General features: G+C 71.4%; 12 protein-coding genes. 5 read left to right on the top strand and 7 right to left on the bottom strand.

All coding sequences use genetic code 11. From position 1 onward, the window contains the following. Window positions 1-3: 3 nt before the first annotated feature. The 7 genes from AZE13_RS31995 to mtnA all read right to left on the bottom strand — a co-directional run bounded on the left by AZE13_RS31995 (window position 4) and on the right by mtnA (window position 8,801). Complete coding sequence (locus tag AZE13_RS31995) at window positions 4-753, bottom strand: response regulator (protein ID WP_066939973.1); 750 nt, start codon at window positions 751-753, stop codon at window positions 4-6. Between the two features lie 233 nt (window positions 754-986). Further along, window positions 987-1,676, bottom strand: a complete 690-nt coding sequence (hpf, locus tag AZE13_RS31990) for a ribosome hibernation-promoting factor, HPF/YfiA family (RefSeq protein ID WP_066939993.1) — start codon at window positions 1,674-1,676, stop codon at window positions 987-989. 327 nt (window positions 1,677-2,003) lie between these two features. After that, a complete protein-coding gene (locus AZE13_RS31985; RefSeq protein ID WP_066939970.1) occupies window positions 2,004-2,759 on the bottom strand; it encodes a ComF family protein in 756 nt (251 codons plus the stop codon). A 191-nt stretch (window positions 2,760-2,950) separates the two neighbouring features. Beyond that, on the bottom strand, window positions 2,951-4,834 hold the full coding sequence (locus AZE13_RS31980; RefSeq protein WP_066939967.1) for an LpqB family beta-propeller domain-containing protein: 1,884 nt from the start codon (window positions 4,832-4,834) through the stop codon (window positions 2,951-2,953). After that, on the bottom strand, window positions 4,824-6,953 hold the full coding sequence (gene mtrB / locus AZE13_RS31975) for an MtrAB system histidine kinase MtrB (RefSeq protein WP_398780280.1): 2,130 nt from the start codon (window positions 6,951-6,953) through the stop codon (window positions 4,824-4,826). Before mtrB ends, AZE13_RS31980 begins: the two co-directional genes overlap by 11 nt. Before the next feature lies 1 nt (window position 6,954). Beyond that, a complete protein-coding gene (gene mtrA, locus AZE13_RS31970; RefSeq protein ID WP_030416996.1) occupies window positions 6,955-7,632 on the bottom strand; it encodes a two-component system response regulator MtrA in 678 nt (225 codons plus the stop codon). Then, a complete protein-coding gene (gene mtnA, locus AZE13_RS31965) occupies window positions 7,629-8,801 on the bottom strand; it encodes an S-methyl-5-thioribose-1-phosphate isomerase (RefSeq protein WP_066939964.1) in 1,173 nt (390 codons plus the stop codon). Before mtnA ends, mtrA begins: the two co-directional genes overlap by 4 nt. A 152-nt stretch (window positions 8,802-8,953) precedes the next feature. Between mtnA and AZE13_RS31960 the strand changes: the two genes are divergently transcribed. From AZE13_RS31960 to AZE13_RS31940, 5 genes are read left to right on the top strand one after another with little or no spacing between them, the layout of a single operon-like run. Then, window positions 8,954-10,405 (top strand): hypothetical protein, encoded by a 1,452-nt coding sequence (locus AZE13_RS31960; protein ID WP_066939961.1) that lies wholly within the window; start codon window positions 8,954-8,956, stop codon window positions 10,403-10,405. 4 nt (window positions 10,406-10,409) lie between these two features. Continuing rightward, on the top strand, window positions 10,410-11,102 hold the full coding sequence (locus tag AZE13_RS31955; RefSeq protein WP_066939958.1) for a DUF4129 domain-containing protein: 693 nt from the start codon (window positions 10,410-10,412) through the stop codon (window positions 11,100-11,102). Next, window positions 11,099-12,319 carry a DUF4350 domain-containing protein gene (locus AZE13_RS31950; protein ID WP_066939955.1) on the top strand — a complete coding sequence of 407 codons (1,221 nt, stop codon included), beginning with the start codon at window positions 11,099-11,101 and terminating at the stop codon, window positions 12,317-12,319. Before AZE13_RS31955 ends, AZE13_RS31950 begins: the two co-directional genes overlap by 4 nt. Further along, window positions 12,300-13,265: an AAA family ATPase gene (locus tag AZE13_RS31945; RefSeq protein WP_066939952.1), complete on the top strand. Its 966-nt coding sequence runs from the start codon at window positions 12,300-12,302 to the stop codon at window positions 13,263-13,265. Before AZE13_RS31950 ends, AZE13_RS31945 begins: the two co-directional genes overlap by 20 nt. Window positions 13,266-13,274: 9 nt before the next feature. Next, the gene (locus tag AZE13_RS31940) at window positions 13,275-14,585 is read left to right on the top strand and encodes a DUF58 domain-containing protein (protein WP_066939949.1); all 1,311 of its coding nucleotides are present in this window, start codon (window positions 13,275-13,277) and stop codon (window positions 14,583-14,585) included. Window positions 14,586-14,982: the final 397 nt, after the last annotated feature.

Below are 14,982 nucleotides of genomic sequence, written 5' to 3'. Positions count from 1 at the left end.
CGCTCAGCGGATCTCCAGGATCTTCTCCCGCATCGCGTACACCACCGCCTCCATCCGGGAGTGCAGCTGCAGCTTCTCCAGGATGTTGCGGACGTGGTTCTTCACCGTGTTCTCGGAGATGAAGAGTTCCTTGGCGATATCGCGGTTGTTCATGCCCGTGGCGACCAGCTTGAGGACTTCCAGCTCCCGGTCGGTGAGCCGGGGCGCGGGCACCAGCCTGCGCTCGTCCGTGCGCTGGATCATCGACTTGAACTCCGTCAGGAGCTTGGCGGCCATCGACGGGCTGATCTGCGACTGGCCGTCCGCGACGGCGCGGATCGCGGTCGCCACCTCGTCGGTGGAGATCTCCTTGAGCAGGTACCCCGTGGCACCGGCCTTGATCGCGTCGTAGAGGTCGGCCTCTTCATCGCTGATCGTCAGCATGATGATCCTGGCGCTGGGGGCCACCTCCTTGATGGCGGTACACGCCTCAATCCCGCCGCGCCGGGGCATCCGTACGTCCATCAGCACGATGTCGGGCAGCAGATCCGTGGCCTTGTCGACCGCCTCCGCGCCGTCCCCCGCCTCACCGACGACCTGGATGTCCTCTTCCTGGGCCAGAACAATCTCCAGGCCCCGCCGGAACAGCGCGTGATCGTCCACCACCAGGACCCGGATCGGCTCCTTGCGCGGCGGGCTCACGGACCGGTCGTCGCCCCCGCCACCGGTCCCGTCGCCCGCGTCGCCGTGTACGGGCCCAAAACTGTCCCCCATGGATCCTCCCCGTCAACTACTCGGCCGGAAGGCCAGAGCTTCGGATAAGGCTGGTTGACAACAGCCCCCTGCGGCCGGCTCGATCACTGCCATAAAGACCGTCTCCCCGGCATGTCGCCGTTTCGTGTCCCCCACATTCCCTGGCCGGCACAAACACTATACGGCTTCAACTCCTGCTCTCTGCGGGCACGATGGTGCCCCCGGAGTGCACCGGGGGCACGGACCGGTGGGGGTCAGCCGCCCAGCGCGCCGCCTGCGCCGCCGGGCTCCTCCTCCCCTGAGTACGCGTCGGTGTTCAGGTGGATGACGCCATAGTCATATGCGTGCCGCCGGTAGACGACGCTGGGAAGCTTGGTGTCGGCGTCGACGAAGAGGTAGAAGTCGTGTCCGACCAGCTCCATCTCGTTGAGCGCCTGATCGAGCGACATCGGCGCTGCCGAGTGGGTCTTCTCCCGGACGATCAGGGGCCCTTCGCCCTGGACGTCGATCGACCCCATCTTCGTGGTCGGCACCGTCTCCTCGACTTCGGTGGCCAGTTCACCGTTGGCGGTCAGGCTCGCGGCCTCGGGCACGGTTTCGGCGACTTCGCTTGCCGGAATGCGGCCGTTGCCGCGGCGCGAATACCGCTTGTCGTGCTGCTTCCGCAGCCGCGCCTCCAGCTTGGCGGTCGCCAGGTCCAGCGCCGCGTACGGATCTCCGGCGGCCGCCTCGGCCCGGACCACCGGGCCACGGGAGCGGAGTGTGATCTCCACTCGGTCGGAACGGTCGGCCTGCCGCGGGTTGTGTTCCTTGGACACCTCGACGTCCAGGCTGATCACCTTGCCGTCGAGCTTCTGGACTTTATCCAGCTTCAGCTTCTCGGCCACGTGCTTGCGGAACCGCTCGGGCACCTCGGTCTTGCGGCCCTTGACGACGATGTCCACGCAGAACTCCGTTCCCGGATCGCTCCGCTCATCGAGCGGGGACGATTCCTTCTTGCACCAGGCCCCGGTGGGTACCGAAGCCTCGGACTCGGCGACTTTCACCTCCTCCTCCCCCAACGACAAGATCTCCACGCCCCCGGCTTCAGGGTCGCGACAAACGCCCCTGAACGCGGTCATCGCGACATCTGAGGCAAAACATCCGCCAAGTCCTCACAACCGAACATAGCTCTCCGGGACGGATGTCGGCACCCCCTCGTATCCGTCAGCTCCATTCGGGTGATTTTTCCTCCTCGGCCAGATGCCTCGTGCGCCACTGCACGGGCACACCTACTCGCTGCGTGGAGATTCCCTTCCCCGCCGGCCCACGGAGATCACATGGTGGCCGAAAGCGCGGCCCGGCGCCGCGACCACCGCCGCGCCGGACACTCTGCCGCCGGCCACCGTGACGGCCCGTGCCGCCTCGGCGAGCGTCGCCCCCGTCGTCACCAGATCGTCCACCAGCACCACTGGCCGGCCCCTCAGCAGCCTCCCGGCCGCACCCGGCACCACCAGTGCGCCCGCGACGTTCGCCAGGCGCTGCGGGGCGTTCAGTCCTGCCTGGTCGGCCACGGGGCGTCGCTGGCGCAGCACGGCGAGCACTCGGGCCCCCGCCCCCTCCCCCACCCCCGCTCCCTCCCGCCGTAGGTCACCGGCCGCGGCCAGGGCGATCCTGCGTACCGGATCATGGCCCCGTCCGGCCACCGCTCTCCGGGCCGACGGCACCGGGACGAGCAGCGGCCCACGCCCCGGCCGCAGCCCGCGCACCGCTCCGGCCAGCGCCCCTCCCAACGGTCCGGCGAGCCGCAGCGCACCGCGCTCCTTGTGGGCCAGCAGCACCGCCCGGACCTCGTCGGCGTACGGCGCAGCGGCCCAGACCCGGGGCAGCCCCACGGGCCCGGGCCGCAGCCGGACCCGCCGCGCCCCGCGCCCGCCCCTCGTGAGCGCCCGGCCGCACTCCGCGCACAGCTCCGTACGCGGCCGACCGCACCCCGCACAGGCGACCGGCAGCACCAGACCGGCCAGTTCCCGCCACAGCCCTCGCACTTGCATGACTCCACTGTGCCGCCGCGCCACCCCGGCCACCACCCCTGTGGACAACCGCCTGTGGACAACTCCGGCGGCGGCCGCGACCAGGCCGACAGGCGGAGCGTCACAGCAGGTCACAGCGTGTCGCCCGAAGCGGACCGCGGCCCCGGACCAGCTCACCGGGACCCGATCGCCCGGGGCAGAACGGATCACCCGGGGTAGACCGGCGCCATCCCGTCCTTCACGACCGTCTTCCAGTTCGCGTCCGGAGGAAGCCGCACAATGCCCTCGGCGGCATCGGCGATCAGCGGCCTGGTCTCGTCCTCCGACGCGGCGACCGACTTGACGCCGTTCACACCGGGCAGCGTCTGCGCGTTGGAAGCCGAGCCGTCGGTCTCCATGAACTGCATCTGCTGCACCCCGCCGGACTCCCGTCCGACGACCACCAGCCGGCTGCCGCCCGCCCAGGAGGCGGCGACCACATCCTCCAACTGCGGTGCGATCGGCCGCAGTTCCTGCACCGAGAGCTTGGGGTGCCCAGGAGCGCCGTCGCGCTCCACCCGGCCGAGCTGGAGCGTGGTCCGGCCCTTGTCCTCGACCAGGACCGCGATCCGGATCCCGTCCGCGGCCACCTTGATCGCCTTGATGCGCCGCCCGCCCAGACCGGGCACCGCGACCTCTTCGGGGTCCCCCTTGCCCTCGCGCATCCGCAGCAGCCGGGAGCCGTGTGCGTCACGGTCCGCGATCCACAGATCGCCCAGACCGTCCCAGCTCGGCGCGGTCAGCCCGTCGTCGGCGCCCTTGCCCGCGCTCTCGCTGGTCAGCAGCGGATCACCGCGTTCGGCACCGTCGTCCATGGCGGCCACGTACAGCGCCCGGCCGTCGCCGGACACCCCGGCCGCGGTGCTCTCGCCGCGCGAGATGGCGACCGAGCGCAGCGGACTCCTCCCCGTGCCGAACGGACCGCGCACCGGCGTCGGTTCGGTCGCCGAGTCCGACATGGAGACGACCCGGTGGCCCGCGTCGATGAAGTACTCCTTGGCGGTGCGCCCGGTCCGCGGCACCGGCCCGAAGTCACGTTCGGCCTGCTCCTGCGACAGCGTGCACAGCGAGTCCCCGTCAGCGTCCTGGAGTTCCACCTCGCTGATCTTCGAAGCCCGCGTCATGTCCTGGACGGTGAAGTAGAGCTGAGCCGCCATCCGTTTGCACTGGGCGGGGTCGGCCTTCGCCGCCTCCTTGCTGAGCCGGACCCGCAGGGCGTTGGAGTCGTCCAGCGACAGCTCCTGCGTGGCGAGCCGGGTGCCGCGCGGGAACGCCGAAGTGGTCACCCGGCCGAGCCAGTCCGTGGGCCCGGACAGCAGCGCGTTGACGCTGGCCGTGATCGGCTTGATCCGCTGCCGCAAATAGACCGGGTCCGCGACGAGCACGTTCCGGCTCGCCTTGGGCTCCTCCGACTCCGTGTTGTAGGACGCGAAGTAGTACGTGTTGACGGAGCGGTAGATGCGCTGGAAGTCGGAGAGCCCCAGGACGAGCCCGTCGGGCAGCCGGTCGATGCGCCACTGGCCGTCCTCCTTGACGAGGTGGATCGACCGGCGGTACGGCTTCTCCTCGGGGGAGTAGGCGTAGCGTTCGCCCACCGACGCCACCTGGCTGCCGGAGAGCGTGACGGTGTAGCCGTTCGCGTTCTCGCGGTCGGGCTGTTGCTTCGGTTCGGGTTTCGGGCGTTCCTGGAGCACCGTGGTGGACCGGAACGGCCGCCAGGTTTTCCGCGCCGATGAGGCCAGATACTGGGTGGCCGTGCGGAAATCCGCCTCGTCGCTGGTCGTCGCGTCGAGGAAGCTGCGCACGATGTCGGTCGGCTGCGCACCGTCCTGCGGGGGAACGCCGTAGACCCGCACCTGCGAGTCACCTTCGGAGCGCGGCGACTGGTCGACGGGGGTGACCTCCCCGCCGTCCGGCATCGACGCACATCCCGCCAACAGCGCAGCCGCGCAGCCGGCGACCAGCAGCTTCCGGGCCGGCCCGGCTTGCCTGCGGGCGCCGTGACGGGACGTGGTGTCCCTGGCCCGCTCGCTTCCCCGCTCAGTGTCCACGCGGCTCGCCTTCCCGCACGCTCCGTCCGCTGTCCTGCCCGGCCACGCCCTCGTGCCCGGGCTCGCCGGCGCGCGGGGTCTCGTCGCACGCCGTCTCCTCGCTCCGTACCTCCCGGCTCCGCCGCACCACGCGGGCGCCCTCTCCGGGCAGTGCCGCGGGGTCGGCCGACGGACGGGCCGCGCCGCGCGGATCCGGAACCTGGGCCGGTGTTTCCGTCCCGGCCGGCTGAGCGGCGCGCGTCTGGGCGGGGATCGTGCCGGCCATGGTGGGCTTGCGGGCCGCCCCCGTACGCGGGCGTCCCGCCGCGGCCGACTCGCGGCGCCGCCGCGAGTCCTCCGGCTCCAGCGGGATCGGGGACCCCCGCAGCGGCTCGCCGGCTGTACGCGGCAGCGTCAGCCGGAACTGCGAGCCGCCGCCCGGTTCGCCCCAGGCCTGCAGCCAGCCACCGTGCAGCCGGGCGTCCTCGATGGCGATGGACAGGCCGAGGCCCGTGCCGCCGGTCGTACGGGCCCGCGCCGGGTCGGCGCGCCAGAAGCGGTTGAAGACCCGGGTGGCCTCGCCGGGCTTCAGGCCGACGCCGTAGTCGCGCACCGCGACGGCGACCGCGCCGCCGCCGCGGTCGCCCGCCGAGGCCAGCCGCACCACCACGTCGCGGCCCTCGCCGTGCTCGACGGCGTTGACGACGAGGTTGCGCAGCACCCGCTCCACCCGGCGGGGGTCGGCCTCGGCGATGACGGGCTGCTCGGCGCCGCGCACCAGGATGCGGGTGCCCTTGCGCTCGGCGAGCGGCTCGGCGCCCTCGATGACGCGGTGCACCACGTCGCGCAGGTCCACCGGCTCGGCCTCCAGGGCGGCCGCGCCCGCGTCGAACCGGCTGATCTCCAGCAGCTCCGCGAGCAGCGATTCGAAGCGGTCGAGCTGTCCGCGCAGCAGCTCCGCGGAGCGCGCCGTCGCAGGGTCGAACTCGTCGCGCGCGTCATGGATGACATCGGCCGCCATCCGTACCGTCGTCAGCGGCGTACGGAGCTCGTGCGAGACGTCCGAGACGAAGCGGCGCTGCATCCGGGACAGCTCCTCCAGCTGCTGGATCTTGAGCTGGAGGTTCTGCGCCATCTTGTTGAAGGACTCGCCGAGCCGGGCGATGTCGTCCTCGCCGGTGACCTTCATCCGCTCCTGGAGGAGGCCGGCGGCCAGCCGTTCGGAGATCCCGGCGGCCATCCGTACGGGGGTGACGACCTGCCGTACGACCAGCCAGGCGATCGCACCCAGGAGGATCACGACGAACACCCCGGCCGTGGCGAGCGTCCCCGTGACGAGCCGGAGCGTCTCCTCCTCCTGGGTGAACGGGAAGAGGTAGTACAGCTGGTACTGGTTGCTGTTGATGTCGTTGAGGCGCTTGCCGATGATGAGCGCCGGCACGCCGTCGTCCGACCCGATGCGCTTGATCTGGGTGTACTGGCGGAACGTACCGGACTTGGTGTCCAGCTTCCGCCGCAGCTCGGCGGGGACGCTCCGTTCGGGATCGACGTCGCCGGAGGCGCGCGGCCCTCGGGTGCCGGGGCTGGAGTCGCCGAACGGTTCGTCGGAGTCGGAGCTGAGCGCGACGACCGAGAAGACGCCCTGGCCACCGCTGGCGAGCTGTTCGACCAGGCCGGTCAGCCAGGTCGCGGAGTCCTGGGTGCCGCGGTTGCCGGGGCGGGCGGCGTCATCGGTCCGGGTGTCGTCGGCGCCGTCGGCCATCTTCTGGGCGACGCTGAAGCCGCCCACCGCCTGGCTCTGCGCGGCCTGCGCCTTCGCCGTGAGCAGTCCACCGCGGACCTGTCCGACGACCACCACGCCGAGCAGCAGCACCACGGCGAGGGACATCAGCAGCGTGGTCGCCACCACCCGCAGCTGGATGTTGCGCCGCCACAGCCGCAGGGCGGGCAGCAGCGGCCGGCGGACCCAGCGGCTGAAGAGCCGCAGCAGCGGGTGGACCGGTCCGCTCACCGCGCCATCGGGCAGCAGCTGCCCGCCGCGCAGCAACCAGGCGGACAACTTCCCCGAAAAGGACATATCGCCCGTCGGGTTGACGGTGCGTCCCCGCTTTCCCTCCGGGGCCGAACCGTCCCGGACCATCTCAGCTGGGCCCGGCCTTGTAGCCGACCCCACGCACGGTCACCACGATCTCCGGACGCTCCGGATCCCGCTCGACCTTGGAACGCAGCCGCTGCACATGCACATTGACCAGCCGGGTGTCGGCGGCGTGCCGGTAGCCCCAGACCTGCTCCAGCAGCACCTCACGGGTGAACACCTGCCACGGCTTGCGCGCCAGCGCCACCAGCAGATCGAACTCCAGCGGGGTCAGCGCGATCGACTGCCCGTCCCGCTTCACCGAGTGTCCCGCCACATCGATGACCAGGTCACCGATCGCCAGCTGCTCGGGCGCCGGCTCCTCCGAACGCCGCAGCCGCGCCCGGATCCGGGCCACCAGCTCCTTGGGCTTGAACGGCTTGACGATGTAGTCGTCCGCACCCGATTCGAGTCCGACGACCACATCCACGGTGTCGCTCTTGGCGGTCAGCATGACGATCGGCACACCGGACTCCGCCCGGATCAGCCGGCACACCTCGATACCGTCCCGGCCGGGCAGCATCAGGTCGAGCAGGACAAGATCGGGCTTGGTCTCGCGGAAGGCGGCAAGTGCCTTGTCGCCGTCCGACACGAACGACGGCTCGAAGCCTTCGCCGCGCAACACGATGCCGAGCATCTCTGCCAGTGCGGTGTCGTCGTCGACGACCAGGACGCGTCCCTTCATTCGGCCATCATCCCATTACCTGATCGTGACGTACTCCATCGTGAGGTGGAACACACCTCGGCAAGCGTGTGCCGGGTCACCGGAGACACCACCCCGGCCTCCGTCACTATCGCCGTCACCAGCTCCGGCGGGGTGACGTCGAAGGCGGGGTTGTAGGCCTGCGAGCCCAGCGGCGCCACGGGTATACCGCTGTCCGCCGACGCCCCGGCTCCCCGCGCGTACGGCAACGAGAGTTCCGTCACTTCCCGGCCCGGCCGCTGCTCGACCTCTATATCCGCACCCGCCTCGGTCTCCAGATCCACTGTGCTGGTCGGTGCCACCACCACGAACGGAACATCATGGTGGCGCGCCAGCACCGCCAGCGGATAGCTGCCCACCTTGTTGGCGACCGACCCGTCCGCCGTGATCCGGTCCGCCCCTATCAGCACCGCGTCCACCTCGCCCCCGGCGAACAGCGAGCCCGCCGCACCATCCGACAACACCGTGTACGCCATGCCCGCCCGCGCCGCCTCGTAAGCGGTCAGCCGCGCCCCCTGCAGCAAGGGCCGCGTCTCGTCCACCCACAGCCGGCGCAGCTCACCGGCCCGATGCGCCGCCAGCACCACCGCCAGGGCGGTCCCCCCGCCCCCGGACACCAGCGCGCCCGTATTGCAGTGCGTGAGAATCCGATGGCCGCCGCCCGGCAACAGCTCGCCCAGCAGCGCCAGGCCGTGCTCCGCCATCCGCGCACTCGCCTCGGCATCCTCCGCGTGGACCGCCCGCGCCTCGGCCAGCGCCGCAGCGGCAGCCGCCGGGGCACCGCCCCCCTCCGCCACCGCCGAGCGGTACGCGGCGGCCGCCCGCCGCACGCCGTACCCCAGGTTGACCGCGGTCGGCCGGGCCTGCGCCAACGACTCCGCCGCGTCGTCCACATCACCACCGCGCGCCGCGGCCAGCGCCACGCCGTACGCGCCCGCGATGCCCAGCAGCGACGCCCCACGCACCGCCAGCGTCCGGATCGCCCGCACCAGCGCCGGTACGTCCGCGCAGACCAGCTCGGCCTCCTCGGCCGGCAACCGGGTCTGGTCGAGAAGAACCACCGCGGGCCCCTCCGGCAGCTCCTCCCAGCGCAACGACGGGATCGCGAGCGCCCCGGCGCCCGCCTCGGAAACCTCGTAGTGATCGCCCATCCGCTCAGTGTGCCGCCGAACGCCCCTCGAACAGAAGATCCCCTCACCCTCAGGGCACGGACACACAACGCCGACCGACATGACACGATGACTGGCACCGCGGACCCCGGATCCCGGCCGCCCCGGCGGACGGACGGCAAGAAGGAGCGACGATGAACAACTCTCCGGGCTGGACCTCGCCCGGATCCACCCCTTCCGACGAGCCGGACCGCGGCGCACAGGAGCAATCCACCCAGCCGTCGGCCCCGGAGGAACGGCCCGGCCCCGCCGAGCAGCCGCCCCCGCCGAAGTGGTCCAAGGAGCAGCCGCCCGCCGGCCAGTGGTCGGCCCCCGCCGGTATCCCCGGCCAGGCCGGCCCGCACGGCCGCAGCCGCGCCTCCTCGTCCGGCTCCGGCGGCCCCGGCTGGAATCCCCCGGCCGGCCAGCAACCGCCGCCGTGGGGCGGCAGCTGGGCACCCGTACCGCCGGCGGCCAAGCCCGGCGTCATCCCGCTGCGCCCGCTCGGCGTCGGCGAGATCCTCGACGGCGCGGTCGCGACTCTGCGCGCGCACTGGCGCACCGTCCTCGGCATCTCGCTGGTCGTCGCGGTCGTCTCCCAGACCGCGACCACCATCGTCACCGGACTGTGGCTCCGGGGCCCCGACCGCGTCCCGGGCAGCAACGACGACGTCCCGGCCGCCCGGGAGACCCTGCGCGAACTCGGCAACCAGCTCGTCGGCAGCGCGCTCACCTCGGTGATCGGGCTGCTCGCCACGCTCATCGCCACCGGACTGCTCACCATGGTCGTCAGCCGCGCCGTGCTCGGCCGCTCGGTGACCACCGGGGATGCCTGGCGCGAAGCCCGCGGCCAACTCCCGCGCCTGCTCGGCCTGCTCCTCGTGCTTCCCGTGCTCATCACCGCGATATTCGCGGTCGGGATGGCTCCCGGCCTCATCACGGCCGCCACCGGCGCGAGCACCGTGGGCGTGGTCCTCACGCTGCTCGGCGGACTGGCCGCCTTCGTCGTGAGTATCTGGCTGTGGATCCGCTACAGCCTCGCCTCTCCCGCACTGATGCTGGAGAAGCAGGGCGTCTTCGCCTCCATGCGGCGCTCCGCCAAGCTCGTACGCGGCGCCTGGTGGCGAGTGCTGGGCGCTCAGCTCCTCGCTGCGCTCGTGCTCATGATCGTTGGATTCATGGTCCAGGTCCCGTCCACCGTCATCGCCTTCCTCATCGACGGCGAGAACGCCATGGGGTGGGCGAGCGGCGCCGCCGGCTCCATGAGCTGGTCGTTCCTCATCGTGCTGGGCATCGGTGCCGTCATCGGCTCCACCATCACCTACCCGATCAGCGCCGGGGTCACCGTGCTCCTCTACGTGGACCAGCGGATCCGCCGTGAGGCACTCGATCTCGAACTCGCCCGTGCCGCGGGGCTGCCCGGCTACGGCGCCGACACCCCGGCCCACCAGGCACCGGCCGCCGCCCCGGCCCCCTCCGGCACCCCGGCACCTGCACCGGACCCCACAGGCGCCCCAGCGGACGACCGCGCGGCGGACCGCCCCGGCGCGGCACCCACCGACGGCACCGGGGAGCAGCGCCCCACCGACACCGCACCAGGAAGCTGATGCGGTGACAACTGGGGGGAAGACAGCCGCGCTCGAACGACTCCTCGCGGCCTCGGACGACGGGATACCGGTACGGACACCTCGCCTCCCCGCCCGCGAGGCGGCCGAGCGCGAGCTGTCCGACCCCCGGTACCACCAGCACGACCCCAACCCGATCCAGCAAGCCATCGACTGGCTGTGGGACCGCGTCACGGAACTCTTCGGCACCGCCGCCGGTGTCACACCGGGCAGCTGGATCGGCCTCCTCGCCATCGCCGCGTTCGTCCTGCTGCTCGTCGTCGCCCTCCGGCTGCGGCTCGGCGCCGTACGCCGCACCCCGACCAGCAGCCGCACGCTCTTCACCGACACGCCCCGCACCGCCGCGGAACACCGCGCGGCCGCGGACCGGCACGCCGCCACGGGCCACTGGAACCAGGCGATCCAGGACCGGATGCGCGCCATCGTCCTCGCCCTCGAAGAGCGTGCCCTGCTCACATCCGGCCCGGGCCGCACCGCCGACGAGGCAGCCGTCGAGGCCGGCCGGCTCCTCCCCCGGCACGCCGACGCACTGCGCACCGCGGCCCGCACCTTCGACGACGTCACATACGGCGGGCGTCCTGGCACGGAACAGGCGTACACCCTCCTCACCAGCCTCGACACCGACCTGCGGCACGCCAAACCCGACCTGGCCACGGCCCCGACGAGGAGCCACCGATGACCACGGCCGCCCCCAGGCTCTCCACCACGACTCATCACCTCTGGTCCCGGTCGCGCGGCCCCCTGATCGCACTCCTCCTGCTCGTCATCAGCGGAGTGGTCCTCGCCGCCCTGCAGTCCGGAGAACAGCACGGCCGGCTGGACCCCCGCTCGGCCGACCGGTCCGGCAGTCGCGCACTCGCCCGGCTCCTCGCCGCGCACGGCGTCTCCACCCAGGTCGTCACGACCTCCGAGGAAGCCGCCGCCGCGGCCGGCCCCGGCACCACGCTGCTGATCGCCGCGCCCGACATCCTGACCGAAGCTCAGCTGACGAGCCTGCACACCGCGACCGCGCACACCCCCGGGCGCACCGTCCTGCTCGCCCCCGGTCCCGCGTCCCTCGAAGCCTTCGCCTCCGGCGTCCAGGCGGACCCCCCCGTCCGCAACACCACACGCCGGCCGACCTGTTCTCTCCCCGAGGCCCGCCGCGCCGGCAGTGCCCTCCTCGGCGGTCTGCGCTACGCCACGCCCGACGCCACGGCCGACCACTGCTACCACAGCGGCGGCCAGCCCACCCTGCTGCGCCTGCCGGCCCCCCGCTCCGGCCGCGACACCGTACTCCTCGGCTCCCCCGACTTCCTGTACAACCAGCACCTCGCCGAAGACGGCAACGCCTCGCTGGCCCTTCAACTCCTCGGTTCCCGCGCGCATCTGATCTGGTACCTCCCTTCCGTCAGCGACCCGTCATCCGTGCCGGACAACGACCGCGGCTTCCTTGACCTCATCCCCGCCGGCTGGCGTTGGGCCCTGCTCCAACTCGCCCTCGCCGCCGCTTGCGCAGCCCTCTGGCGCGCCCGCCGACTCGGTCCCTTGGTGCTGGAGAAACTCCCGGTCACCGTCCCCGCCGCGGAGACCACCGAGGGCCATGCCCGTCTCTACGAACAAGCCGCGGCCCGTGACCGGGCATCAGGCGTACTCCGCTCCGCGACCCGTACCCGCCTCGCCCCGCTCATCGGCGTACGCCCGGCAGACGCCCATACCCCCGACATCCTTCTCCCGGCCGTCCACGCCCACTTGAACTCCGCTCCTGACGCCGGGGCAGATCTCCATGCCCTGCTCTTCGGCCCCGACCCGGCGGACGACCGGGCCCTGGTACACCTGGCCGACCAACTCGACCTGCTCGAATCCTCCATCGTTTCCCAAGAGAGGCACGCCCCCCGTGAGCACCCCGACCGCTGACAGCGCCCGAGCCTCCCTCGAGGACCTGCGCACCGAGATATCCAAGGCCGTCGTAGGCCAGGACCCCACCGTCACCGGCCTGGTCGTAGCGCTCCTCTGCCGCGGTCACGTCCTGCTCGAAGGTGCCCCCGGCGTCGCCAAGACCCTCCTCGTCCGCGCCCTGTCGGCGGCCCTCGAACTCGACACCAAACGCGTCCAGTTCACGCCCGACCTGATGCCCAGCGATGTCACCGGCTCACTGGTCTATGACGCCCGTAGTGCGGAGTTCTCGTTCCAGCCGGGCCCCGTCTTCACCAACCTGCTGCTCGCCGATGAGATCAACCGGACCCCTCCCAAGACGCAGGCATCCCTGCTCGAGGCGATGGAGGAGCGCCAGGTGACCGTCGACGGCACGGCCCGTCCCCTCCCCGAGCCGTTCCTCGTCGCCGCCACCCAGAATCCGGTGGAGTACGAGGGCACTTATCCGCTGCCCGAGGCTCAACTCGACCGATTCCTTTTGAAGCTGACGGTCCCGCTTCCCGCACGCCAGGACGAGATCGACATCCTCTCGCGCCATGCCGCCGGCTTCAGCCCCCGCGACCTTGCCGCCGCAGGGCTCCGCCCCGTGGCCTCCTCCGCCGACCTCGACGCGGCCCGAGCCGCCGTCGCCAAAACTTCGGTCTCCCCCGAAGTCACCGGCTATATCGTCGATATCTGCCGTGCCACCCGTGAATCCCCCTCGCTCTCTCTTGGCGTCTCCCCCCGAGGCGCCACCGCCCTGCTGTCCACGTCACGCGCCTGGGCCTGGCTCACCGGCCGCGACTATGTCACGCCCGACGACGTCAAAGCGCTTGCTCTTCCCACACTCCGACACCGCGTCCAACTCCGCCCCGAAGCGGAGATGGAAGGAGTCACCGCGGACTCCGTGATCAACGCCGTACTCGCTCATCTCCCCGTCCCCCGCTGAGACGACACCGTGGCACTCACCGGACGCACCGCCCTCATCTCCGCATGCGGAGCTCTCTTTGTAGGCTTCGCGCTGCCCAGCTGGCTCGGCATCGTCACCGTCCAACTCGCCTTGCTGATAGCAATCTTGTGCGATCTGGCACTCGCCGCGCCAGTGCGAAAGCTGCAGTTCACCCGAACAGGTGACACAAACGTTCGACTAACGGGCGAAGCCCACATCCACCTCACCCTCACCAACCCGAGCCGCCGGATCCTGCGCGCCCAGATCCGTGACGCCTGGCCCCCGAGCTCCTTCCGACCGGGCACGGACATCCCCGCCTCCCGCCACACCATCCGGATCCCTGCCACCGAACGCCGACGCCTCACCACCACACTCCACCCCACGCGCCGCGGCGACCATCACTCCGTCCGCGTCACCGTCCGCTCCTACGGCCCCCTCGGCCTGGCAGCTCGTCAGGGAAACCACCACGTCCCCTGGACCCTGCGCGTCCTGCCTCCCTTCACCAGCCGCAAACACCTCCCCGCAAAGCTCGCCCGGCTCCGTGAACTCGACGGCCGCACCAGCATCCTCACCCGCGGCGAAGGCACCGAATTCGACAGCCTCCGCGACTACACACCCGGCGATGACACCCGCTCCATCGACTGGCGCGCGACCGCCCGGCGCCAGGTTCTCGCCGTCCGTACCTGGCGCCCCGAACGCGACCGCCGCATCCTGCTCGTCCTGGAAACCGGCCGTACCTCAGCCGGTCGCGTCGGCGACATCCCCCGCCTCGACGCCTCCATGGACGCCGCCCTCCTCCTCGGCGCCCTCGCCGCCCGCGCCGGCGACCGCGTGGACCTGCTCGCCTACGACCGCCGGGTACGCGCCTCCGTACACGGCCGCGCGGCCCGCGACGTCCTGCCGGCCTTGACCGAGGCCCTCGCCCCCCTTGAATCCGAACTCGTCGAGGCCGACGCCCGCGGCCTGGTCGCCACGGTCCACCGCCGCACGCCGCGCCGATCCCTCATCGTGCTGTTCACCGGCCTGGACGCAGCCCCCGTCGAGGAAGCGCTCTTGCCCCTCCTCCCCAGCCTCACCCAGCGCAACGAACTCATCGTCGCCGCCGTCGCCGACCCCCGAATCGAGGAAATGGCGGCCGGACGCCACACTCCCCAGGCCGTCTACGCAGCGGCAGCCGCGGAACAGACCCGCGCCGCCCGCCGCCGCACCGCCGACCGCCTCCGCCGCAACGGCATCACCGTCATCGACTCCACCCCGGCCCACCTGGCCCCGGATCTGGCCGACGCCTACCTCACTCTGAAGTCCACCGGCCGTCTCTGACGCCCTCAGCTCGGGGTTCGCTCTACCGAACCCCGAGCTGAGGGCGTGCCGCCTGTCGTTGACCAACGGTTGCAGACTCTGTGCTGGCCTGTGGACAGGCGGGTATTGGTAGGTGGTGTACGGCATCTATGGCCGGGGACTTGAGCCCGATATCGAGTACCGCCACCGGAGCCGGCAAACAGGCAACTCCCGTCATCTCCGTCATCCCTGAGCGGAAGCTTGGCGCTGTGACTGCATGGTGTTGTCCGGGTTCCCTCTTGGGCGAACGGTGAGTGCCTTCCACCCTCAGCTTCACGCACCCGCGTCGTGTGTCGTGTGTAGACCTCAGGTCGCGTAGACCCAGGTCGTGCACACACCCCAAAACAGAAAAAAGCCCTGCAACGCAAAGAAGCCTTGC

The sequence above is a fragment of the Streptomyces sp. NBRC 110611 genome, assembly GCF_001590865.1.
Lineage (GTDB): Bacteria > Actinomycetota > Actinomycetes > Streptomycetales > Streptomycetaceae > Streptomyces.
Note: the sequence above shows the minus strand (reverse complement) of the source record. Positions and strands in the feature narration are given on the sequence as shown.